The sequence below is a fragment of the Geodermatophilus poikilotrophus genome, assembly GCF_900111455.1.
Taxonomy (GTDB): Bacteria; Actinomycetota; Actinomycetes; order Mycobacteriales; family Geodermatophilaceae; genus Geodermatophilus; species Geodermatophilus poikilotrophus.
The window spans coordinates 294,290-315,393 of sequence record NZ_FOIE01000007.1 but is presented as its reverse complement, the minus strand read 5'-3'; the positions used below and the strand labels follow the sequence as shown (position 1 = coordinate 315,393).

24 protein-coding genes are annotated in these 21,104 nt (G+C 73.9%); 14 read left to right on the top strand and 10 right to left on the bottom strand.

Translation table 11 applies throughout. From position 1 onward, the window contains the following. Nucleotides 1-17 precede the first annotated feature (17 nt). The 3 genes from BMW27_RS17375 to BMW27_RS17365 are packed head-to-tail and all read left to right on the top strand — an operon-like array spanning nt 18 to nt 2,559. A complete protein-coding gene (locus tag BMW27_RS17375; protein ID WP_091446271.1) occupies nt 18-1,298 on the top strand; it encodes a cytochrome P450 family protein in 1,281 nt (426 codons plus the stop codon). Continuing rightward, the gene (locus BMW27_RS17370) at nt 1,295-2,125 is read left to right on the top strand and encodes a TcmI family type II polyketide cyclase (RefSeq protein WP_091446269.1); all 831 of its coding nucleotides are present in this window, start codon (nt 1,295-1,297) and stop codon (nt 2,123-2,125) included. The genes BMW27_RS17375 and BMW27_RS17370 overlap by 4 nt, the downstream gene beginning before the upstream one ends. A gap of 2 nt (nt 2,126-2,127) precedes the next feature. Then, complete coding sequence (locus tag BMW27_RS17365) at nt 2,128-2,559, top strand: VOC family protein (protein ID WP_091446268.1); 432 nt, start codon at nt 2,128-2,130, stop codon at nt 2,557-2,559. Nucleotides 2,560-2,617: 58 nt separating this feature from the next. Here BMW27_RS17365 and BMW27_RS17360 read toward each other — a convergent pair whose 3' ends face one another. After that, nucleotides 2,618-3,607 (bottom strand): LLM class flavin-dependent oxidoreductase, encoded by a 990-nt coding sequence (locus BMW27_RS17360; protein WP_091446266.1) that lies wholly within the window; start codon nt 3,605-3,607, stop codon nt 2,618-2,620. A 167-nt stretch (nt 3,608-3,774) separates the two neighbouring features. Here BMW27_RS17360 and BMW27_RS17355 point away from each other — a divergent pair, with 167 nt between their 5' ends. Next, nucleotides 3,775-4,989 carry a sensor domain-containing phosphodiesterase gene (locus BMW27_RS17355; RefSeq protein WP_091446264.1) on the top strand — a complete coding sequence of 405 codons (1,215 nt, stop codon included), beginning with the start codon at nt 3,775-3,777 and terminating at the stop codon, nt 4,987-4,989. On the opposite strand, the gene BMW27_RS17350 is transcribed toward BMW27_RS17355, so the two are convergent. Beyond that, nucleotides 4,979-5,617, bottom strand: a complete 639-nt coding sequence (locus BMW27_RS17350; RefSeq protein ID WP_091446263.1) for a dihydrofolate reductase family protein — start codon at nt 5,615-5,617, stop codon at nt 4,979-4,981. The two genes, BMW27_RS17355 and BMW27_RS17350, sit on opposite strands and share 11 nt — an antisense overlap. Before the next feature lie 299 nt (nt 5,618-5,916). Between BMW27_RS17350 and BMW27_RS17345 the strand changes: the two genes are divergently transcribed. The 3 genes from BMW27_RS17345 (at nt 5,917) to BMW27_RS23500 (ending at nt 7,951) form a co-directional block, all read left to right on the top strand. Further along, nucleotides 5,917-7,080: a PKD domain-containing protein gene (locus BMW27_RS17345; protein WP_091446261.1), complete on the top strand. Its 1,164-nt coding sequence runs from the start codon at nt 5,917-5,919 to the stop codon at nt 7,078-7,080. A 67-nt stretch (nt 7,081-7,147) separates the two neighbouring features. After that, nucleotides 7,148-7,804 carry a class E sortase gene (locus BMW27_RS17340; protein ID WP_091446259.1) on the top strand — a complete coding sequence of 219 codons (657 nt, stop codon included), beginning with the start codon at nt 7,148-7,150 and terminating at the stop codon, nt 7,802-7,804. Nucleotides 7,805-7,807: 3 nt separating this feature from the next. Beyond that, the gene (locus BMW27_RS23500) at nt 7,808-7,951 is read left to right on the top strand and encodes a hypothetical protein (protein ID WP_091446258.1); all 144 of its coding nucleotides are present in this window, start codon (nt 7,808-7,810) and stop codon (nt 7,949-7,951) included. On the opposite strand, the gene BMW27_RS17330 is transcribed toward BMW27_RS23500, so the two are convergent. After that, nucleotides 7,948-9,792, bottom strand: coding sequence for an ABC transporter ATP-binding protein (locus BMW27_RS17330; protein ID WP_091446256.1), 1,845 nt, complete (start codon nt 9,790-9,792; stop codon nt 7,948-7,950). The two genes, BMW27_RS23500 and BMW27_RS17330, sit on opposite strands and share 4 nt — an antisense overlap. Before the next feature lie 63 nt (nt 9,793-9,855). Between BMW27_RS17330 and BMW27_RS17325 the strand changes: the two genes are divergently transcribed. Beyond that, nucleotides 9,856-10,275 (top strand): MarR family winged helix-turn-helix transcriptional regulator, encoded by a 420-nt coding sequence (locus tag BMW27_RS17325; RefSeq protein WP_091446254.1) that lies wholly within the window; start codon nt 9,856-9,858, stop codon nt 10,273-10,275. 128 nt (nt 10,276-10,403) lie between these two features. Further along, the gene (locus tag BMW27_RS17320; RefSeq protein ID WP_175486547.1) at nt 10,404-10,835 is read left to right on the top strand and encodes a DUF1707 SHOCT-like domain-containing protein; all 432 of its coding nucleotides are present in this window, start codon (nt 10,404-10,406) and stop codon (nt 10,833-10,835) included. A gap of 111 nt (nt 10,836-10,946) precedes the next feature. Here the strand turns inward: BMW27_RS17320 and BMW27_RS17315 are convergent, their stop codons facing one another. The 7 genes from BMW27_RS17315 to BMW27_RS17285 all read right to left on the bottom strand — a co-directional run bounded on the left by BMW27_RS17315 (nt 10,947) and on the right by BMW27_RS17285 (nt 17,600). Next, nucleotides 10,947-11,846, bottom strand: coding sequence for a fumarylacetoacetate hydrolase family protein (locus BMW27_RS17315; RefSeq protein WP_091446251.1), 900 nt, complete (start codon nt 11,844-11,846; stop codon nt 10,947-10,949). Nucleotides 11,847-11,928: 82 nt separating this feature from the next. Further along, nucleotides 11,929-12,705 (bottom strand): enoyl-CoA hydratase/isomerase family protein, encoded by a 777-nt coding sequence (locus tag BMW27_RS17310; RefSeq protein ID WP_091446249.1) that lies wholly within the window; start codon nt 12,703-12,705, stop codon nt 11,929-11,931. Beyond that, nucleotides 12,698-14,236 (bottom strand): tripartite tricarboxylate transporter permease, encoded by a 1,539-nt coding sequence (locus BMW27_RS17305; protein ID WP_091446247.1) that lies wholly within the window; start codon nt 14,234-14,236, stop codon nt 12,698-12,700. The genes BMW27_RS17310 and BMW27_RS17305 overlap by 8 nt, the downstream gene beginning before the upstream one ends. Before the next feature lies 1 nt (nt 14,237). Further along, nucleotides 14,238-14,903 (bottom strand): tripartite tricarboxylate transporter TctB family protein, encoded by a 666-nt coding sequence (locus BMW27_RS17300; protein WP_091446245.1) that lies wholly within the window; start codon nt 14,901-14,903, stop codon nt 14,238-14,240. Next, entirely contained in the window at nt 14,900-15,886 is a 987-nt protein-coding gene (locus BMW27_RS17295) for a tripartite tricarboxylate transporter substrate binding protein (RefSeq protein WP_091446243.1), read from the bottom strand. Before BMW27_RS17295 ends, BMW27_RS17300 begins: the two co-directional genes overlap by 4 nt. A 41-nt stretch (nt 15,887-15,927) precedes the next feature. After that, nucleotides 15,928-16,323, bottom strand: coding sequence for a thioesterase family protein (locus BMW27_RS17290; protein ID WP_091446241.1), 396 nt, complete (start codon nt 16,321-16,323; stop codon nt 15,928-15,930). 11 nt (nt 16,324-16,334) lie between these two features. Then, the gene (locus tag BMW27_RS17285) at nt 16,335-17,600 is read right to left on the bottom strand and encodes a CaiB/BaiF CoA transferase family protein (RefSeq protein WP_091446239.1); all 1,266 of its coding nucleotides are present in this window, start codon (nt 17,598-17,600) and stop codon (nt 16,335-16,337) included. Between the two features lie 184 nt (nt 17,601-17,784). Here BMW27_RS17285 and BMW27_RS17280 point away from each other — a divergent pair, with 184 nt between their 5' ends. From BMW27_RS17280 to BMW27_RS17260, 5 genes are read left to right on the top strand one after another with little or no spacing between them, the layout of a single operon-like run. Further along, complete coding sequence (locus BMW27_RS17280; protein ID WP_217638193.1) at nt 17,785-18,555, top strand: GntR family transcriptional regulator; 771 nt, start codon at nt 17,785-17,787, stop codon at nt 18,553-18,555. Then, on the top strand, nt 18,539-18,964 hold the full coding sequence (locus BMW27_RS17275; protein ID WP_175486546.1) for an FAS1-like dehydratase domain-containing protein: 426 nt from the start codon (nt 18,539-18,541) through the stop codon (nt 18,962-18,964). The genes BMW27_RS17280 and BMW27_RS17275 overlap by 17 nt, the downstream gene beginning before the upstream one ends. Beyond that, nucleotides 18,961-19,365, top strand: a complete 405-nt coding sequence (locus BMW27_RS17270; RefSeq protein WP_091446236.1) for a MaoC/PaaZ C-terminal domain-containing protein — start codon at nt 18,961-18,963, stop codon at nt 19,363-19,365. Before BMW27_RS17275 ends, BMW27_RS17270 begins: the two co-directional genes overlap by 4 nt. Beyond that, the gene (locus BMW27_RS17265) at nt 19,362-20,267 is read left to right on the top strand and encodes a U32 family peptidase (RefSeq protein ID WP_091446234.1); all 906 of its coding nucleotides are present in this window, start codon (nt 19,362-19,364) and stop codon (nt 20,265-20,267) included. Before BMW27_RS17270 ends, BMW27_RS17265 begins: the two co-directional genes overlap by 4 nt. 32 nt (nt 20,268-20,299) lie before the next feature. Then, on the top strand, nt 20,300-21,067 hold the full coding sequence (locus BMW27_RS17260) for a dihydrodipicolinate synthase family protein (protein WP_091446232.1): 768 nt from the start codon (nt 20,300-20,302) through the stop codon (nt 21,065-21,067). Nucleotides 21,068-21,104: the final 37 nt, after the last annotated feature.

Genomic DNA, 21,104 nt, shown 5'->3' with positions numbered 1-21,104 from the left:
CACCCGAGGGAGACCCCATGACGCAGACCGCACCCGCGAGCTCCGGGACGAGCGACGACGTCGTCCCCGGCGGGGAGATCTACACGCCGGAGTTCCGCGCCGACCCCTATCCGGTGTACGCCCGGCTGCGCGCCGAGCGGCCGGTGGTCAAGGTGCGGACGCCGCGCTTCGACTCCTTCCTGGTCACCCGCTACGACGACGCCCGGCAGGCGCTGTCGGACCCGCGGCTGTCCAAGGACCTGTACCGCGCCGGGGACACCTACCTGGCGGTGTTCGGCGAGAAGGCGCGGCAGATCAACACCAACATGCTCAACTCCGACCCGCCGGAGCACAGCCGGCTGCGGCGCCTGGTGACGCAGGCGTTCACCCCGCGGCGCATCGAGGCGATGCGCCCCCGGGTGGAGGAGATCGTCGAGGGCCTGCTGGACCGGATGGCGCCGCGCGGGCGCACCGAGTTCGTGGACGACTTCGCCCTCCGGCTGCCGCTGGCGGTGATCGGTGACCTGCTCGGGATCCCCGAGGCCGACCACGAGGAGATCCTGGCCGGCACCCAGGTCATCCGGACCGTCGGCACCGGCGGGCGCAGCCCCCAGGAGGACCGGGCGGCGATCGGCGAGGCCCAGCAGCGGCTGCACGCCTACTTCACCGGCCTGGTGGCGGCCAAGCGGCGCGAGCCCGGCGAGGACCTGGTCAGCGCGCTGATCACCGCCCGCGATGGGGACGGGCGGCTGTCGGAGGCGGAGCTGGTGTCCACCTGCTTCCTGCTGCTGTTCGCCGGCTACCAGACCACCTCGGACTTCCTCGGCAACGCCGTGGTCGCGCTGCTGACCCACCCCGAGGAGCTGGCCAAGCTGCTGGCGGACCCCGGCCTGGTGCCCGACGCCGTGGAGGAGCTGCTGCGCTTCGACGGGTCGGTGCCGGTGTCCAGCTTCCGGTTCGCCACCGAGGACCTGGAGATCGGCGGCGTGCCGATCCCGGCTGGGTCGATCGTCACGGTCGTCCTCAGCTCGGCCAACCACGACCCGGCCCTGGTCGCCGACCCGGACGGGCTGGACCTGACCCGCGGCGACACCCAGCACATGGCCTTCGGCCACGGCGTCCACTACTGCCTGGGCACCGCCCTCGCCCGGCTGGAGGCCACGACCGCACTGCGGCGGATCCTCGTCCGCCTGCCCGACCTGCGCCTCGACGTCCCCGTCGAGGAGCTGCAGTGGCTCCCGGCGGCCTCGGCCTTCCGCGGGCTGCTCGAACTGCCGCTCCGCTTCACCCCCACTCCCACCTCAGGAGGCACCCGATGACACAGACGACGCCCTCGCCCACTCCCTCGGCCGACCCTGCGGCCGACGCCTCGACGACCCCCACGGAACAGCCCTGGGCGAACGACACCGTGGAGTTCTCGAACACCGCCTCGGCGCCCGCGACGTGGTACTCCGGCACCTGGCGCCCGTTCCGCAACGTCATCGTCTGCCGGATGGTCCCCGGTAGCGAGGACAAGGTCGGGCCGGTGTTCGCCTACTACGACCGGACCACCCGGCCGCAGGACCTCGGCGTCGTCGGCCGGGCACTGCTGTCGTACGAGGGCCTGTACCTGCACGTCATCGAGCGCAAGGAGGACCCGGAGGTCTCCGGCCAGCGCCGGGGGCTGCCCGCCTTCCAGGCGATCGCCGAGGCCATCGCCCCGTACGTGACCCCGTACCCGAGCTACTGGCAGAACCCGTCGCACTCGGTGGCGAAGCACTTCTACACGTGGGTGCCCGAGGGCGAGGTCTCCCCCGACCGGGAGATGACCGTCATCGTCCAGCGGATGCGGCCGGGCAGCGAGGAGGACATCGCCCGGGTGTTCACCGAGTCCGACGCGGGTGGGCTGCCCACGGAGACCGGCGTCACCGGCCGTTGGCTGTACTCGATGGAGGACGTGTTCGTGCACCTCCTCGAGCAGGACCGGGTCAAGGCCGCGGCCGTGCGGGAGAACCACGAGTCGATGCGGCCGGCCTTCGCGAAGGTCATGGCGGACCTGGCGCCCTACGTCAGCCCGTACCGCCCGGAGACGTGGCAGAGCCCGCGCGACTCGGTGGCCCGGGTGTTCCACCGCTGGACGGCTCCCGACTGGCAGCCGGAGGCCTGACGATGAGTCTGCGAGGGTTCTCGACGCTCATCTTCCTGGTGGACGACGTGGCCGCGGCCACGACCTGGTACACCGAGTTCCTGGGCCACGCGCCCGTGTTCACCCGGCCCGGGCCGGGTGGCCGCGTCATCTACGCCAAGTTCGTCATCGGCGACGACCAGGGCGAGCTGGCCCTCGCGGACAGCAGCCGGGCTCCGGCGGGCCGGCCGGCCGGGCCGGGCGGCGCGATCGTGCACTGGCGCGTCGACGACGTGGCGGGCACCCTCACCCGTCTGCTGTCGATGGGTGCGCAGGAGTACACGCCGATCACGCCGCACGGGCCGTTCGTCACCGCGGTCGTCGTCGACCCCTTCGGCAACCTGCTCGGCCTGCAGGGCGTCCTGGCCGTCCCCCACTACACCGACGACCACCTGGCCGTCACCACGGCGACCTGAGCGCGGACGACGCACCCCCCGGAGCCCCGCCCCAGGGGGTGCGTCCGCCTGCACCCGATCAGGCGGGAACGGCCTGCATCGCCTCGGCGGTCAGCTGGACCGAGCGCAGCCGGCCCTCCACCCCCGGGAACTGGTGGGCGACGATCAGCTCGTCGGCGTCGGCCTCGCGCGCGAAGCCGGTCAGGTACTCCCGCACCTCGGTCGGGGTGCCGACGGCGGTGTGCGTCAGCATGGTGTCGACGTGCAGCCCGGCGCCGCCGTCGAGCAGCAGCTGCGCCTCGTCGTCCGAGAGCTGCCGGCCGCGGCCGAACAGGCCGACGGCGAGCCGCCGCCGGGCCGCGGTGAACGCCGCCTCCGCGTCCTCACGGGTGTCGGCCGCCACCGCGTTGACCCCGGCGATCACGTACGGCCGGTCGAGCTGGGCCGACGGCTGGAACTCCCGCCGGTAGGCCTCCACCGCGGGCTGCAGCATCGCCGGCGCGAAGTGCGAGGCGAACGCGTACGGCAGGCCCAGCGCGGCGGCCAGCGTCGCGCCGAACATCGACGAGCCCAGGATGTACAGCGGGACGTTCGTGCCCTTCCCGGGGACGGCGTCGACGCCGGGCACCCGGGTCTCGCCGGCCAGGTAGCCCTGCAACTCGAGCACGTCCTGCGGGAAGCGGTCGGCCGAGCGCGGGTCGCGGCGCAGCGCGTACATCGTGTTCTGGTCCGAGCCCGGCGCCCGGCCCAGCCCCAGGTCGATCCGGCCCGGGTGCACCGCCTCGAGGGTGCCGAACTGCTCGGCGATGGTCAGCGGGGAGTGGTTGGGCAGCATGACGCCGCCGGCGCCGAGGCGGATCGACGACGTGTGCGCGCCGACGTGCGCGATCAGCACGCTGGTCGCCGACGAGGCGATCGTCGGCATGTTGTGGTGCTCGGCGTACCAGACGCGGCGGTAGCCGGACTGCTCCGCGCGCTGGGCCAGCGCGACGCTGGCCGCGATGCTCTCGCCCGGCGTTTGGCCCTTCGAGATCGGCGCCAGGTCGAGGACGGACAACGGGATGCTCATGTGCTCTCAGGACCTCTCAGCTGGTGTTGTCCTGCGCAACCACCGGCGTCCCGCCGTCCTTCCCGCCGGGTCCCTCCCCCACAGGGATGACCCGGCCCGACGCCGCTACAGCTCCGTCGCGCACCGGTCGATCAGGACGGGAGAGGGACAGGGAGAGGAGGCAGCTCATGCGCAGGAAGCGCTCGGCCGCCGACCAGCAGATCGCCGACCTGCTGGTGACTGCGAAGGAGTCGCTGGACCTGAGCGTCGCCTTCCTCAGCCGCATGGACGGCACCACCCAGCACCTGGAGGTCGTCGAGACCTCGGTGCCGGTACTGGTCCAGGAGGGCGCGAAGGTGCGCCAGGACAGCTCGTTCTGCCAGGCGATCCTCGACGGCAGGCTGCCCGCGGTCATCCCCGACGTGAAGCGGTTCCCCGCGGCGATGGCGCTGCCCTCGGCGCGCATCCCGCGCATCCGCAGCTACGTCTCCACACCCGTGCACCTGTCCGACGGCAGCCTCTACGGCACCTTCTGCGCCTTCGGCTTCCGCTCGGACAAGGAGCTCGGCAAGCGCGACCTGGCGCTGGTGGAGGTGCTGGCCTCCGCGGCCGCGGTGATCATCGAGCCCGAGGTCCGCGCCCGGCAGCGGCGGACCGAGATCGAGGGCCGCCTCGACCCGGTCGTCGCCGACGGTGGCCCGGTCGTCCTGCTGCAGCCGATCGTCGACCTCGCGACGGGCAGCCGCGTCGGTGCCGAGGCGCTGTCCCGCTTCCCGGCCGAGTGGGGGCTCACTCCCGACGTCGTCTTCGCGGAGGCGCACAGCGTCGGCATGGGTCATGCCCTGGAGCTGCAGGCCCTGGCGCGCGCCGCCGAGCACCTCGACCGGGTCGACGGCTACATCGCCCTGAATGTCTCGCCCGCCACCGTGCTCACCCCTGGGTTCGCCGAGCTGCTGGGACGGCTGCCGCTGGACCGCGTGGTCCTGGAGCTCACCGAGCACGACGCGGTGGAGGACTACGACCGCCTGTCCGCCGCCCTGGCCCCGTTCCGTAAGGCCGGGCTGCGGCTGGCGATCGACGACGTCGGTGCCGGCTTCTCGAGCCTGCGGCACATCGTGGTGACCGCCCCGGACGTCATCAAGCTCGACCGCAGCATCGCCGCCGGGGTGGCCACCGACCGGGTGCTCGCCACGCTGGTCGGCTCGCTGACCACCTTCGCGCACGGCTCCGGCGCCCGGGTGGTCGCCGAGGGCGTGGAGACCGCCGAGGACGCCACGGCGCTGCGGTCGCTGGGCGTCGACCACGGCCAGGGCTGGCACTTCGGCCGGCCGGGCCCGCCCGAGGCGCTGGCCCCGCTGGTGCCGCGGCCCGCGGTCGCCGCGCAGCCCGCCCTCAGCCGCTGACGGCGTCCTCGTACTCGGCGCCCATCGCGCCGGTCTCCACCTCGCCGCCCCGGCGGTAGGTGCACAGCAGCACGCCGGTCGGCGTGGCCGCCGACGCGGTCAGCCGCCATGACCGCGGGATCGCGCCGTCGCCGAACAGCCGCTTGCCCTCGCCGAGCACCACCGGCGCCACGACCAGGCGCAGCTCGTCGACCAGGTCCGCGCGCAGCAGCGTCTGCACCAGGCCGGGCGAGCCGTGCACCTGCAGCTCCCCGCCGTCGGCTGCCGTGAGTGCGCGCACCGCGTCGACGACGTCCCCCTCCAGCAGCCGCGCGCCGGACCAGTCGAGCGCGGTCAGCGTGCGGGAGGCGACGTGCTTGGTGCGGGTGTTCAGCGCCTCGGCGACCGGGTCGTCCTCGGTCGGCGCCTGGGGCCAGGCCGCGGCGAAGATCTCGTAGGTCCCACGGCCGAGCAGGAAGTCCTCGACGCCGGCGAACCAGGCGTCCATCTGCGCCCCGAGGGTGTCGTCGAAGAAGGGCACCAGCCAGCCGCCGTGCGGGAAGCCGCCGGAGGTGTCCTCGTCGGGACCACCCGGGGCCTGCACGACCCCGTCGAGCGTCGTGAACTCGGTGACGACGAGCGGTCGCACGATGGTCCTCCTCGGTTCCCGGCCGCCCCGGCCGGCGGCCTCTGCTCGTAGGACGGCCCGCGTGCCCGGTCCTCATCGGCGTCGCGGTCAACCCCCGGACCAGGGGGAGCGACGACCCCGGAGAGTATCGGCTTCGATGACCATGCGTGACGGCGCGGCGGACGGCCCCCAGCCCTGGGGAGGGGCGGTCGGCGTCAACGGGGGGTGTCCTCCCCCTCGCCCGGCGGTCAGTGTCGGTCCAGCTCGACGGGGGCCGGGCTCACCCGCCCTCGCACGTCCACCGGACAACGGGGGTTGTCATGAAGCGCACCACCAGCCTGATCGCCGCAGGAGCACTGGGTCTCGGCTCCTTCGCCGTGCTCGGCACGGTCGCACCGGGGATCGCCTCGGCGAGCGGCTGCGGGGTCACCCCGCTCGACCTGGCCGGGCTCGAGGGGGCCTTCACCGGGGCGCTCACCGGCGTGGGCGAGGGGGCGACCGCGGAGATGCGGACGGACGGGCTGCGCCTCACGATGCCGTCGGCCGAGGACGACCCGCGCAGCGCCGCCTACGCCTCCTACTTCATGGACGGGCTCGAGATCCCGCTGGCCGACGCCACGGCGCAGTCCAACGTCGACCTCGACACCACGCTCGCCCCGGGCCAGCCCGTCGGCAACCACCCGACGTACGAGCTGTACGTCGACCTCGACGGGCCCGCGGGCGACGACCCCGCCCAGGCCATCCTCGTGTACTGGGAGCCGGAGGCCGGCGAGCCGGCCGACCTGTGGTGGAGCGCGCTGGGCCCGCTGGCCGAGCTCGACTCCGAGAGCAGCCAGGAGGCCACCCTCGTCGAGATCAGCGCCGTCTACCCCGACGCGACGGTGACCAGCCTCGGCTTCCAGCTCCTCTACCAGCCGGGCGCTGACGTCGTGGTCCACGGCCTGACCTTCGGCTGCAACGACTTCCGGTTCGGCTCCGGCGCGGGCACCGACCCGGGCGGCGACCCCGGTGGCGACACGGGTGGCACCCCGGGCGGCGACACGGGTGGCACCCCGGGTGGCGACCCGGCCAACCAGGCGCCGATCGCCGCCGTCACGGCCACCGGCACCGGCACGACCTTCACCTTCTCCGCGGCCGGGTCGGCCGACAGCGACGGCGCGGTCACCGGTTTCACGTGGAGCTTCGGCGACGGCTCGGCGCCCGCCACCGGCCAGCAGGTGGTGCACGAGTACGCCGCCCCCGGCACCTACACCGTCACGCTGACCGTCACCGACGACGACGGCGCGTCCACCACGGCCAGCCGCCAGGTCGTCGTCCCGGCGACCGACCCCACGGACCCGCCCGCGCCGACCGAGTACGGCACCCCGCTGCCCGACACCGGTGCCGACGTCCTGGGCCTGGCCGCGGTCGGCGGACTGGTCCTCGCCGGCGGGAGCGCCGGGCTGCTGCTGAGCCGTCGCCGCAGGGCCGGCTCGGCGTCCTGACCGTGACCTCCCGCGTCCCGCCCGTCGGCACCCGGCGGGCGGGACGCGCCATCGGACAGGGGGACCGATGACCCGCACGATCCTGCGCGGGCTCTCCGAGCTCGCGGTCACCGCCGGCGCGGTGCTGCTCCTCTTCGTGGTCTACGAGGTGTGGGTGACCGACCTCTGGAGCGACCGGGCCCAGGACCAGGTGGCCGAGGAGCTCCGCGAGGACTGGACGTCCGGCACGCCCGACGCGGAGCCCGACTCCGGGCAGGCCTTCGCCTTCGTCCACGTCCCGCGCTTCGGCGAGGACTGGACCCGCGCCGTGGTCGAGGGGACCGACCCGGACGAGCTCGAGGACGGCCCCGGCCACTACGCCGGTTCGGCGATGCCCGGCGAACGGGGCAACTTCGCCATGGCCGGCCACCGCGTCGGCCGCGGCAGCCCGTTCATCGCCCTGGACGTCCTCCGGCCGGGCGACCCCGTCGTCGTGGAGACCGTGGACGCCTGGCACGTCTACCGGGTGACGACGACGACCGTCGTCGACCCGAGCCAGAGCAGCGTCGTCGCCCCCACTCCGGGCGGAGCGGCCAACGGCGAGGCGACCGGCGCCTTCCTGACGATGACCACCTGCCACCCCAAGTTCTCCACCCGCGAGCGGCTCGTCGTCCACGGCGAGCTCGAGACCTCGGTCGGCAAGGCCGAGGCCCCGGACGGCCCCGCGGCCCTCGAGGAGGTCTGAGCCGTGTACGCCTGGATCTGGCGCCACCTGCCCGGCTCGCACGCAGTGCGGGGGACGACGGCGCTCCTGCTGGTCCTCGCCGCGGCGGCGCTGCTGCTGTTCGCCGTGTTCCCCGCGCTGGACGGCCTGTGGGAGCCCAGGCCCTAGGCCGCCACCGGCACGTCCCGGTCGCCGGCGGCCACCAGCGCGGCGTACCGGCCGCCGCGGGCGACCAGCTCGTCGTGGGCGCCGCTCTCGGCCACCCGGCCGGCGTCCAGGACGGCGATCCGGTCGGCGTGCCGCACGGTCGACAGCCGGTGGGCGATGGTGATCGTCGTCCGGCCCCGGCTGGCCTCGTCGAGGGCGGCCTGCACGGCCCGCTCGGTGCCGGTGTCCAGCGCGCTGGTGGCCTCGTCGAGCACCAGCACCCGCGGGTCGCGCAGCAGCGTGCGGGCGATGGCCAGCCGCTGCTTCTCGCCGCCGGAGAAGCGGTGCCCGCGGGCGCCGACGACGGTGTCGTAGCCGTCGGGCAGCGCGGCGACCACGTCGTGGACCTGGGCCCGGCGCGCGGCGTCCTCCATCTCGGCGTCGGTCGCGTCGGGCCGGGCGTGCCGCAGGTTCTCCCGCACGGTCGTGTGCAGCAGGTAGGTCTCCTGCGCGACGACGCCGACCACCCGCGACAGCGTGGCCAGCGAGAGGTCGCGCAGGTCGACGCCGTCGACGGTCACCCGGCCGGCGGTCGGGTCGGCCAGGCGGGCGACCAGCGAGGCCAGCGTGCTCTTGCCCGAGCCGGTCTCCCCCACCAGCGCCAGCGCCGTCCCGGCGGGGACGGTCAGGTCCACGCCGTCCAGCGCCGGCCGGTGGCCGTCGGGGTAGGTGAAGGAGACGCCCTCCAGCCGCACCTCGCCGCGCACGTCCGCCGGATCCAGCGGCACCGGATCGGCCGGGTCGTCGACCTCCACCGGCAGGTCGAGGTACTCGAACACCCGGCTGAACAGCGCCATCGAGGCGGTGACCTGCACGCCGACGTCCAGCAGGCCCATGAGCGGGCGGAACAGCGTGCCCTGCAGCGCGGTGAAGGCGACCAGCGTGCCGATCGTCATGCCGCCGGAGGTCGCCGGCAGGCCCGCGGCCAGGTAGATCAGCGCCGGGATGCCGGCGAAGACGATGCTCATCGTGGCCATCCGCCAACGCCCGGCCAGCTGCGCGCGCACCTCGAGGCCGACGAGGTCGGCCGACGTGTCGGCGAAGCGGCGCGACTGGGCGGGCCCGGCACCGAGGGTCTTGCCCAGCAGCACACCGCTGACCGACAGCCCCTCCTCGACCTGCGCGTGCATGTCGGCGAGGTGCCGCTGGCGCTGCGCGGTGACCGTGCGGCGCATCCGGGCGACCTTGCGGGTCAGCAGCACGGCGGGCGGCAGGACGACCAGCGAGAGCAGCGACAGCCGCCAGGACAGCGCCACCATCGCCGCCACCGTGCCGACCACCGTGGTGGCGTTGGCCGCCAGCGACGTCGCCGTCGAGGTCACCACCGACTGCATGCCGGCGATGTCGTGGGTGAGCCGCGACTGCACCTCCCCGCCGCGCGTGCGGGTGAAGAAGCCGAGCGACTGCCGTTGCAGGTGGGTGAAGACCGCCGTCCGCAGGCCGTGCATGACCCGCTGGCCGACGGTCGTCGACAGCCAGGTCTGCACCACGCCGAGGACGGCGGTGGTGGCGGCGACGGCGAGCATCCCCAGGACCGCCCGGACGAGCAGGCGCACGTCCTCGCGGGGCAGGGCCTCGTCGATGACCAGCCGGACCAGGAACGGCGTCGCCAGCGCCACCAGGGACGAGGCGACGATGAGACCCACGACCGTGGCGACCTGCCAGCGGTAGGGGGCGAACAGCGCGGTCACCCGGCGCAGCGGCACCGGGTGGCGCTCGAGCTGGGCGCGGTCGGCCGGGTCGGCGGTGCGCCCCGGGCGCCCGCCGCCGCCCGGTCCTCTGGTGTCGTCGATGGCGACCACCTCCTCGATACTGAGGCTACCTCACCATGAGGCAACCAGGCGGTCGTCGGTAGGATCCCCGTCATGCCGGAGGACGACGCCGAGGCGCTGGGCGAGCTGCTCGTGCGGGCCGCCCGCGGGCAGCGCCGGCGGTGGCGGGACACGCTGGCGCCCTGGGACCTCTCGCCACACCACGCCCGCGCGCTGCGCGTCGTCACCGACCGGGCCGGCACGCGGCTGTCCGACCTGGCCGAGGCGCTGCACATCGCCCCGCGCTCGGCCACCGAGGTCGCCGACGCGCTGCAGGCCCGCGGCCTGGTCGAGCGCACGCCGGACCCGACCGACCGGCGGGCGGTGGTGCTCACGCCGACCGCCCGAGGACGCCGGGTCCAGCAGGAGATCGCCGCCGCCCGGGCCGCCGACAACCGCGACCTGTTCGCCCGCCTCGACGCCGCCGACCGCGCCGCGCTGGCCCGGATCCTGCGCACGCTCGCCGAGGGGTGAGTCCGCTCCCGCGGTCTCCCGCGCGCTCCTGCGGCACCGCAGCACCGCAGGAGCGGCGACGGCACCGCAGGAGTCGGACCGCGCGTCGCACCGCCCACGGCGTCCGGTCGCGGTGCCACGATCGGCACGTGGTCGAGCCGGTGCACCCCGACGAGCTGCGCGTGTCGGACCCCGAGCGGGCCGCCGTCCAGGAGAGGCTGCGCCGCGCCGTCGCCGCGGGCCAGCTCGACCTGCACGAGTTCGACACCCGCGTGCAGTCGGCCTGGGCCGCCCGCACCCGCGGCGAGCTGTCGCGGGTCACCCGCGACCTGCCCGAGCTGCCGCCCGAGCCGCCGGCCCCGCCGCCGCTGGGCCGGCGGTTCTCCGACGACGACGCCGGCACCGCGATGCGGGTGCTGACGATCGTCTGGGCGAGCATCGCCGCGGTGAACCTGGTGGTGTGGGGGCTGGTGACGGTCACCAGCGAGGGCGGCATCTACCCCTGGTGGATCTGGTTGAGCGTCCCCGGTGCCGCCTTGCTCGTCCTGTACGTGGTGGGCATCGGCCGGCCCAGGCGCTGACGCCGTCGTCCCCCGGCCACCGCACGCCGGGAACCGCCCCCGCGCTCGCGGGGACGGTCACCGGCGTGTCCTCACCTCAGCGTCGCGCCGTCGGGCGCGCCGGGGACGCCGTCATCGGACGGCTCCGGGCGGCACGCGTCGTGCGGCAGCCGCCCGCGCGGCCGCCAGCGTGCCGACGGGGTTGGTGAGGGTCCCGACGTGCTCGACGGTCACCTGCACCTCGTCCCCCTCGAGCAGCGTGAAGTCCAGGCCCGGCACGATCCCGGTCCCGGTGGAGAGCACCGCTCCGGCCGGGAAGTCCTGCGCCGCCACGAGGTGGGCGACGAGGTCGGCCACCGACCGGTGCATCCGGGCCGTCGTCGTCGACCCCTCGAACACCGTGGCACCGTCCCGGGTCACGCGGAGCTCGATGGCCAGCGCCGACGGGTCGGGCACCTCCCACGCGGGCCGGATCCCCGGAGCCAGGGCGCAGCTCCCGGCGTAGACCTTGGCCTGGGGCAGGTACAGCGGGTTCTCGCCCTCGATGTCCCGCGAGGAGACGTCGTCGCACACGGTGTACCCGAACACCTCGGCGGTCGCCGTGACGACGGCCGCGATCTCCGGTTCGGGCACCGTCACCGCGGAGTCGGGCCGGACGGCGATCGGCTCGCCGTCGGTGACCACCCGCCAGGCGGCGGACTTGAAGAACAGCTCGGGCCGGTCCGCCGCGTAGACCCGGGAGTAGACGTCCTGGACCTGGCTCTCCTCGACGCGCGCGTCCATCGACCGCTCGTAGGTGACGCCCGAGGCCCAGACCTCGGTCAGCCCGTCGACCGGCGGGAGCAGCCGCACGTCCCCCACCGGGACGGCCGGCTGCCCGGCGGCGGCCTCGACCGCGGACCTGGCCGTGGCGAGGTCCCCGGCGAGCAGCCCGGCCATCGACCCCACCCCCGGCACGGAACGCACGCCCCCGCCGTCGAGGACCCCGACGAGCACGACCCCCTCCGACTCGTAGCGGACCACGTGGGTCATCGGCCGTCCTCCTCGTCCTCCGTGGCCGCGACCGGCTCCGGCCGCGGCGCCACCCGGTCCCGCCCCGTGGCGGAGGGGTCCGTCACCGGCCCTGCCAGACGACGGGCTGCTTGGTCGCGAACGCGGCGACCGCCGAGTGGAAGTCCTCGCTGGCGAAGACCCGGCTGACGATGTCGTCGCCGTCGGGGAGGGTGGCCCGGCGGATGCGGCGGACCGCCTCCTTCGCCGCCCACATGCTCAGCGGCGCGTGCCCGAGCAGCGTCGTCACGACGGCGTCCGTGGCCGTGTCGAGGTCCTCCTCGGCGCACAGCTCGGCGACGAAGCCGGCGGCTGCCGCCTCCTCGCCGGTGAACAGCCGCGCCCGCAGCAGCATGTCCAGGGTCCGGGCCGGGCCCAGGTGGTTCAGCAGGAGCGAGTAGTTGTTCATCGAGAGGCAGTTGCCCAGGGTCCGCGCGATGGGGATGCCGAAGCGGGCCGAGGGAGTGGCGATCCGCAGGTCGCAGACCGAGGCGATGCCCAGGCCGCCTCCGACGCAGAACCCACGGATGGCCGCGACGGTCGGGACGTCGACGTCCTCCAGCCGGTTGACGATCCGGGCGATCTTCTCCTCGTACGCGACGCCCTCGGAACCCTCCCGGAAGTCGGCGAACTGGCCGATGTCCGTGCCGGCCACGAACGCCTTGTCCCCCGCCCCCTTGAGGACGAGGACCCGGACGTCGTCATCGGCGTCGGCCTTCTCGCAGGCCTCGTGGAGACCCTCGTACATCCCCCAGGTCATCGCGTTGCGCTGGCGGGGGCGGTTGAACGTGACGGTCAGGACGCCGCCGTCCTGGGTGACGAGCAGCTCTGGTTCATCCACGGGTGGAACCCTCCGGGGTGCTGTCGGCGGGGTCGGACCGCCGGGAACGGGTGGTGGCACGGCGCCGCAGCAGCCGGGCCATGATGCTCGGCGCCGCGAGCTGGAGGACGGCGATCGCCAGGACCACCAGCGCGAGCGGGCGGGTGAAGACGACGAGCAGGTTGCCGTCGCCGATCGCCGAGGTCTGGACCAGCGCCTTCTCGAACAACGGGCCGAGCACGAGGCCGAGGACCAGCGGAGCCATGGGCAGGTCCAGCCGCTTCATGAAGTAGCCGATGACGCCGAAGACCAGCACCACCCAGACGCTGTACATGCCGTTGGTGATGGAGTACGCGCCGACCAGGCTGGTCAGCAGGATCAGCGGGTACATGTAGCCGTAGGGCACGCGCAGCAGCTGGGCGAACACCGGGGCCAGCGGCAGGTTGAGGAACAGCAGGATCACGTTGCCGATGAAGAAGGACGCCAGCAGGCCCCAGACGAGGTCGGGCTGCTCGTCGAACAGCAGCGGACCCGGCTGGATGCCGTAGATCATGAACGCCCCCAGGAGGACGGCCGTGGTGGCACCGCCCGGGATGCCGAGGGTCAGGGTCGGCACGAAGTTGGCGTTGGCCGCCGCGTTGTTGGCCGCCTCCGGAGCGGCCACGCCCTCGATCGCGCCCGTGCCGAACTCCTTGCCCCGCTTGGAGACCCGCTTCTCGATGCCGTAGGCCATGAACGAGGCCAGCGTCGAGCCGGCCCCGGGCAGGATGCCGAAGACGAAGCCGAGGAAGCTGCCGCGCAGGATCGGGCCCCCGGAGCGGCGGAGGTCCGCACGGCTGATCATCAGCTCCCGGAAGCCGGCACGGATCGGCGCCGCAGCGCCCTGCCGGATCTGGTACAGCACCTCGCCCACCGCGAACAGGCCGATCATGACCTCGACGAACGGGATGCCGCTGAGCAGGTAGATGGACCCGAAGGTGAACCGGGACGTGCCGCTGCCGGGGTCGACGCCGACGGTCGCGATCAGCAGCCCGACCAGCGCCATGAGCAGCCCCAGCCTCCGGTTGTCGCCGGCGAAGCTGACGATCGTGGCGAGGCCGAGGACCATCACGGCCAGCATCTCCGGCGGACCGAAGTCCAGCGCGAACTCCGCGAAGGGCGGCGCCAGCGCCACGAGCAGGGCGAGCGAGATGATCGCCGCGACGAAGGACCCGATCGCCGCGATGGACAGGGCCGCCCCCGCCCGCCCCTGCCGTGCCATCTGGTAGCCGTCGAGCGTGGTGACCACGCTCGACGCCTCGCCCGGCGTGGAGATGAGGACCGAGGTGATGGTCCCGCCGTACTGGGAGCCGTAGTAGATGCCCGCCAGCATGATCAGGCCGGTCACCGGCTCGAGGGAGAGCGTCAGCGGCAGCAGCACCGCGACGCCGGTGGTCGACCCGAGACCCGGCAGGACGCCGATGACGGTGCCGACCAGCACGCCGACGAAGCACCAGAGCAGGTTCTCGAAGCTCAGCGCGGTCGAGAAGCCGAGGACGAGGTTGTCGAGCACGTCAGCCCCCGATGCCGATCAGCCCGGTGGGCAGCGGCACGCCCAGGAACCCGACGAAGACGCCGTAGACGGCGGCGACCGCCAGGAACGACACGACGAGGGAGGGCACCCAGCCGCGCCGCTCCACCACCGCGGAGACGAACACCGACAGGACGAAGAGCGAGCCGAGGAGCCCGAGCAGCGGGACGAGCAGGGCCGCCACGACGAGCGCGGCGCTGACCGTCCACAGCTGGCGGCTCCGGTCCTCGGGCGTGCGCCCGAAGATGTCCACGTCGTCCGGACCCGGGCCGGAGCCGAGGATCTGGACCGGGCCGCCGTCCGGGGACATGGACCCCGAGCTGCCGGAGGGGGGACCCCCCGGGGCGGCGCTCTGCGACGAGGCGCCGCCCCGGGGGGCGTCCACGGCAGCGGCGGCGACGACCTCGGCCAGCCCCTGGTCGTGCGGGGTCCGGTGGCCGCGCAGGGTCGCGATGAGCTCCCAGCCGGCGATGAGCGCGGTCAGGCCGCCGACCACAGCGGGCACGAGGCCGGGCCCGACGCGGGACTCCTCGAGGAAGAGCCCGTAGTCGAGCGCCATGACGAGTGCGCCGAGGCCGAGGGCGGTGAGCAGGCCGTACACGACGGCCTGCTCGACCGCGATGCCCCGCCGGGCCGCTGGCGCGGTCATCCGCCCAGGACCTGCTTCAGCAGCTGGTTGTTGCCCTCGAGGTACTCGACGAACTCGTCTCCGGCAGCGGTGTTGGCCTGCAGGTAGTTCTCCTCGATGTACTTCTGGTACTCGTCGGTCTCGACGGCGGCCTGCATGGTCTCGATCCAGAACTGGCGGGCTGCCTCGTCGATGCCGCCGGGCGCGAGCACGCCGCGGAACTGGGCGAAGGCGACGTCGATGCCCTGCTCCTTGGCCGTCTGGATGTCGGCCAGCTCCGCGTAGTCGGCGTAGCGCTCCTCGGAGAAGGCGCACAGCGCCTTGACCTCGCCGGCCTCCAGCTGACCGATGATCTCGCCCGGGTTGAGCGAGGCGATGTCGATCTGGCCGCCGAGCAGGGCGGCGGTCAGCTCGCCGCCGGACTCGAAGGGCACCCGGTCGAACTCGACGCCGGTCTGCTGCTCGGTGAGCGTGAAGACGATGTTGTCCAGCCCGGTGATGCCGCTGATGCCGGCGGTGATCCGCTCGGCCTTGGCCGCCTCGACGACGTCGGGGCAGGTCTGGTAGGGGCTGTCGGCACTGACGATCATGAGGGTGTAGTCGTCGCCCAGCTTCATGATCGGCGTGAAGTCGGTGTAGTCGAACTCGACGTCACCGCTGATCGGCAGGGCCAGCAGCGCCGTCTCGGTGGCGAGCAGGGTCTCCGCGTCGCCGGCCTGACCGAGGAAGTTCGAGTAGCCGACGGCACCGGAGCCACCCTCGCGGTTCTCCACGTTGACGTTCACGTCCCCGTTCGCGGCCTCGATCATGGTGGCGGTCGCGCGGCCCGCGAGGTCGCTGCCGCCTCCGGCGCCGAACGGCACGATCATCGTGACGTCGCCGCGCGGCGTGAACCCACCGCCGCCGGCCGACGAGCCACCGGCGGACTCGCCACCGCCGCAGGCGGCGAGGGACAGGGCCAGGACCGAGGTCGTGGCCAGGACGGCCGAACGCGTGCGCTTCACAGGAACTCCTCGTCGGTTGGGGCGGATCGGGTGGCGCGGGATCACCGGAGCTGCTCGGCCTTGGCGGCGAGCCGGCCCTCGAACGAGGGCAGGTCGACGACGAACCGTTCGTGCGTGCCGTGGCCGATCAGTTCCGCGTCGTCCTCGACGCGGATGTCGAACAGGACGCGGCGACGGTCGACCTCGGTCACGGTGGCGGTCGCCCGCACGGTCTGGCCCCGCAGCGTCGGGGCGATGTGCGCGACGTCGACCTTGCTGCCCACGCTGGCCTGGTCGTCCCGCAGGTGCGGGGCCAGGCCCTCGATCGCGGCCTCCTCCAGCAGGAGGACCAGGTTGGGCGTCGAGAAGATGTCGTACCCACCGCGGCGGGTGCAGTGCTCGACCTCGACGGTGCGCTCCAGGACGCCCTGGACACCGGGTGCGAGTGTGCTGGTCATGGGAGGGCTCCTCAGAGGGGTCGGTCGTCGGCGGGGAGCGGGGTGACGTCGGGGGTGGCCGCCACGGTGTGGGCCGGGTCGGCGGCGACCCCGGACTCGATGAGCGCGTCGATCTCGGTGGGCGGGATCCCCGCCCACTCCAGGGCCGCGCGGGTCCCGGTCCCCAGCTGGGGACCGGCGCCGTCCTGACGGGCGGGGGTGCGCGACAGGCGCATCGGCGATCCGAGCTGGCGGACCGGGCCGAGGGTCGGGTGGGGGGCGTCCCAGAAGTAGCCCCGCTGGTCCAGGTGGTCGTCGGTGAAGACCTGGCCGTAGTCGGCGATCGGGGCGCACGGCACGCCCGCCTCGTCGAGCGCGGACACCACCTCGGCGGTGGTCCGGGTGGTGGTGACCGCCTCGATCGCCGGGATGAGGGTGTCCCGGTGGCCGTGCCGCGCGGAGGCCTCCTGGTAGCGCTCGTCGTCGAGCAGCTCCTCGAGCCCCAGGGCCGTGCACAGCCCCTTCCACGTCTTCGGGGTGACGGCGCCGACCGTGACGTGGCCGTCGGCGGTCCGCACCGCCTGGTAGGGCGCCGTGCTCTGGTGCGCCGACCCCAGCGGGCGACCCACCTCACCGGTCGCGAAGTACTTGCCGGCCTCCCAGATGGCGAACGAGACGCCGCTCTCCAGCAGGGACACGTCCAGGTACTGGCCCTCGCCGGAGCGGTCGCGCTCCTTGAGGGCGGCGGTCACCCCGAGCGCGACGTACAGGGCGCAGACCAGGTCGCAGATCGGGACGCCGATCTTGACCGGGTCGCCGTCCGGCGTGCCGGTGATGCTCATCAGCCCGCCGCGCGCCTGGGCCATGATGTCGAGGCCCGGCAGCATGGCCAGCGGGCCGTCCTGGCCCCAGCCGGACGCCGAGGCGTAGACGATCCGGGGGTTGACCTCGCGGATCGCCTCGTAGCCGAAGCCGAGCCCGCGCATCGCGCCGGGCCGCAGGTTCTCCACCAGCACGTCGGCGCGCGCGGCCAGCCGCAGGAACGCCTCCTTGCCCTCGGGGGACTTCAGGTCGAGGGCCACCGACTCCTTGTTCCGGTTGAGCCGCACGAACGGCGAGCTCTCGCCGTCCAGGAAGGGGCCGGTCGCCCGGACCGGGTCGCCGCCGGTCGGGTTCTCGACCTTGAGGACCCGGGCACCGAGGTCGGCGAGCTGCATCGTGGCGAAGGGGGCGGCCATGAAGGCGCCCACCTCGAGCACCGTGACGCCGCCCAGCGGGCCTGTCGGTTCGACCGCCATCAGCAGCCTCCGTTCCGAGATTTCGCGGTGCCGGAGGTGGTGCACCTCACAGCGGATGGACTACTGTCTACAAAAGGCAGACGGATATGACAAGCCTCACAGGCACAACCGTTACGAAGGCACGTCGACACCGAGGAACCGCAGCGCAGCGGCACCACTCCGGGACCAGGAAGGGAGGAACACCGTGACGGCAGTGCCGGACCCCGTGTCCTCCGCGCGCCGCATCGCGGCACCCCCGAGCATGTCGGCCCTGGCCGCCGAGGCGCTCCGCGAGATGGTCCTCAGCGGCCACCTGAGGCCCGGGGACCGGGTGGTCGAGAACCGGCTGACCGAGGAGCTGGGCGTGAGCCGCCCTCCGCTGCGCGAGGCGATGCGGGTGCTCGAGCAGGAGGGGCTCATCGTGCAGACGCCCCGCAAGGGCGCCGTCGTCGCACCGGTCACGCCGCACGACATCTACGAGATCGTGTCGCTGCGCGAGGAGATCGAGCAGATCGCCGTCCGGCTGGGGGTCCCCGTCCGGTCGCAGGAGCGGCTGGACCGCCTGCGGCAGGCGTTCGCCGACCTCGAGGCCGCTGCCGCGGAGGAGGGCGCACCGCGGGTGGTGGCGAGCAGCTTCGCCTTCCACCTGGCGATCGTCGGACTGGCCGGGCACCGGCGGCTCGAGGACGTCTACCGGTCGCTGTCGCTGCAGCTGCGCATGTGCATGGCCATGAACCGCCGGGCCCGTGCCGGGATCGAGACCGCCCGCCAGGACGCCGCCCGCCACCGGCCGCTCATGGACCTCGTCGAGGCCGGCGACGTCGAGGGCATGGCGCACACGCTGGCCCACCACGGCCAGCGGACGTTCCTGCTGAGCATCGAGGACGACGCCGAAGGGCACTCGCCCGAGTCCCGTGCGTGGTTCGCCCGGATCCGTGAGGAAGAGGAGGCGGTGCGGCGTGACGGACACGCCTGACGGGGGGACCACCCCGCTGGAGGCGCTGCAGGCGGCGGTCGGCTGGACCGGACCGGAGCGCGTCGACGTCGTCGAACGGCGCCACCTCCGGGACTACCGGCGGGCCATCGGCGCGGACGAGGACGGCACCGAGGTGCCGGTCACGCTCACCGCCTGCTTCCTGACCGAGCCCCCGACCATGCCGGAGGCGCTGGCCTACGGCCTGGGCTGGATCAACGGCGGCGACCGGTTCGAGGTGCACCGCCCGCTGCGGCTGGGCGACGAGGTGACCTCGCAGCTGACCTTCACCGGGGTGGAGGAGAAGAGCGGGCGGTCGGGCACCCTCGCCCTGCTCACCTTCGTCACGGAGTTCCGGCTGCCGGACGGGACGCTGGCGGTCCGCCACGTCGGGACGCGGGTGCGGCGATGAGCGCTCCCGACCAGCAGCCCGACGAGCTCGTCCGGACCGAGACCGCCTCGCTGCGGACCCTCGTGCAGTACGCCGGCGCCAGTGGTGACTTCTACGAGATGCACTACGACATCCCCTTCGCCCGGGAGCGCGGCCACCGCGAGCTCGCGGTGCACGGGCTGCTCAAGACCGCCTGGCTCGGCCGGCTGGTCGAGGAGTGGTTCGCCGGCCGGGGCCGGATCACCGTCCTGGACGTGAGCTACCGCGGCATGGACTTCCGCGACGAGCCGGTCAGCTGCGGAGCCCGGGTCACCGGCCGGGACGGCGACCGCGTCGTCCTCGAGGTCTGGACGGCGGGCGCGGACGGGACGCGGACGACCATCGGAACGGCCGAGGTCGCACTCACGGAGGGCCGGTCATGACCCTGCAGCACATCCACAGCCTCTGTGCCGGCCTGGGCCACCCGGTGCTCACCGACGGCGCCGACTCGGCCGGCCGGTTCCCCGACGGCTCGCGCTACCGGATCGAGATCCCGAGCTGCGAGGGCCCGGACGTCATGGCGGCCGTCCTCGACGAGGCCGACCGCCGGGGCGTGCCGGTGCACCGCGTCTCCCAGGGCAGCGGCGTCATGATGCTGACCGACGCCGAGATCGAGCGGATGGTCGCCCTCGGCGCCGAGCACGACGTCGAGGTCAACCTGTTCCTCGGTCCGCGCAGCTCCTGGGACATCGGCGGCCAGACCAAGGTGTCGGCGGCCGTCGGCGCCGCCGCCCGCGGGAACGCCGCCGTGGCCGCCTCCCTCTGCGACGCCGAGCGCGCGGTGCGGCTCGGCGTCCGGAGCCTGCTGATCGGTGACCTCGGCGTCCTCGCGCTGCTGGGCCGGATGAAGCGCGACGGCCGGATGCCCGAGGACCTCGTGCTGAAGACGTCGGTGCTCATGCCGCTGTCCAACGGCCCGACCGCCGCCCTGTACGAGGAGGTCGGGGCGACCAGCCTCAACATCTCCACGGACCTGACCGTCGCGCAGATCGCCGAGATCCGGGCGGCGACGACGGTGCCCATCGACATGTACGTCGAGGTGCCCGACGACCAGGGCGGCGCCGTCCGGTTCTACGACGTCCCCGAGGTCGTGCGCGTGGCGGCCCCGGTGTACCTCAAGCTCGGCCTGCGCAACGCCCCCAACATCTACCCGGTGGGGGCGCACATCGGCGCGATGGCCCAGAACCTGGGCCGCGAGCGCGTGCGGCGCGCGGAACTGGTCCTGCGGCTGCTGTCCGAACTGGCCCCGGAGCTGGCCGCCGCCCCCGCCACGGTCGCCGGCTGAACCGGTCCTCCCCCACTCCCGAGAGGAACCCCATGCCCCCGCTGTTCACCGGTGTCGGCGTCGCCCTCGTCACGCTCTTCGACGACGACGGCCGCCTCGACACCACCGCCACCGCCGATCTCGCCGTCCGGCTGACGGACCTGGGCATGCGCTCGGTCCTGGTCGCCGGCACCACCGGGGAGGCGATGTCGCTGTCCGCCGACGAGCGCAGCGCGCTGATCAGCGCCGTCCGGGGGGCCGTGCCGGCGGACGTGCCGGTGCTCGCCGGGACCGGCGCACCCACGGGCGCCCAGGCCGCCGACCTCACCACGCGGGCCTTCGACGCCGGCGCCGACGCCGCCCTGGTGCTGTCGCCGCCCGCGGTGGCCGACCCGCGGCCCTACTACGAGCGGGTCGCGCAGGCCGCCGCCGACCGGCCGCTGCTGGCCTACCACTTCCCCTTCGCCGCCTCCCCCGGCATCCCGGTCGAGGTGCTCCCGGAGCTGCCCGTGACCGGGCTCAAGGACTCCTCCGGCGATGCCGGCCGGCTCCTCGACGAGCTCGAGGTCTTCGACCGCGACATCTACGTGGGTGCGACGACCGTGCTGACCATGGGCGGCGCGGTCGGCGCCACCGGCGCGATCCTCGTGCTGGCCAACGCCGAGCCCGAGCGCTGCACCGCCGCCTTCGCCGGGGACGGCAAGGCGCAGGTCGAGCTGGCCGCGCCGCACCGCGCCTCGATGGTCGGTTTCCCGGCGGGCATCAAGGACATGGTGGCCGCGCGCTTCGGCGTCTCGGCCGTCGCCCGGATCGGCGCCTGACCACGACGCCCCGGGCCGTCGGGGCACGGACGCCGCG

Coding starts and splice junctions, on each gene's coding strand:
- BMW27_RS17375 (WP_091446271.1), top strand. CDS start 18: ATGACGCAGACCGCACCCGCGAGCTCCGGGACGAGCGACGACGTCGTC.
- BMW27_RS17370 (WP_091446269.1), top strand. CDS start 1,295: ATGACACAGACGACGCCCTCGCCCACTCCCTCGGCCGACCCTGCGGCC.
- BMW27_RS17365 (WP_091446268.1), top strand. CDS start 2,128: ATGAGTCTGCGAGGGTTCTCGACGCTCATCTTCCTGGTGGACGACGTG.
- BMW27_RS17360 (WP_091446266.1), bottom strand. CDS start 3,607: ATGAGCATCCCGTTGTCCGTCCTCGACCTGGCGCCGATCTCGAAGGGC.
- BMW27_RS17355 (WP_091446264.1), top strand. CDS start 3,775: ATGCGCAGGAAGCGCTCGGCCGCCGACCAGCAGATCGCCGACCTGCTG.
- BMW27_RS17345 (WP_091446261.1), top strand. CDS start 5,917: ATGAAGCGCACCACCAGCCTGATCGCCGCAGGAGCACTGGGTCTCGGC.
- BMW27_RS17340 (WP_091446259.1), top strand. CDS start 7,148: ATGACCCGCACGATCCTGCGCGGGCTCTCCGAGCTCGCGGTCACCGCC.
- BMW27_RS17325 (WP_091446254.1), top strand. CDS start 9,856: ATGCCGGAGGACGACGCCGAGGCGCTGGGCGAGCTGCTCGTGCGGGCC.
- BMW27_RS17315 (WP_091446251.1), bottom strand. CDS start 11,846: ATGACCCACGTGGTCCGCTACGAGTCGGAGGGGGTCGTGCTCGTCGGG.
- BMW27_RS17300 (WP_091446245.1), bottom strand. CDS start 14,903: ATGACCGCGCCAGCGGCCCGGCGGGGCATCGCGGTCGAGCAGGCCGTC.
- BMW27_RS17290 (WP_091446241.1), bottom strand. CDS start 16,323: ATGACCAGCACACTCGCACCCGGTGTCCAGGGCGTCCTGGAGCGCACC.
- BMW27_RS17285 (WP_091446239.1), bottom strand. CDS start 17,600: ATGGCGGTCGAACCGACAGGCCCGCTGGGCGGCGTCACGGTGCTCGAG.
- BMW27_RS17270 (WP_091446236.1), top strand. CDS start 18,961: ATGAGCGCTCCCGACCAGCAGCCCGACGAGCTCGTCCGGACCGAGACC.
- BMW27_RS17265 (WP_091446234.1), top strand. CDS start 19,362: ATGACCCTGCAGCACATCCACAGCCTCTGTGCCGGCCTGGGCCACCCG.
- BMW27_RS17260 (WP_091446232.1), top strand. CDS start 20,300: ATGCCCCCGCTGTTCACCGGTGTCGGCGTCGCCCTCGTCACGCTCTTC.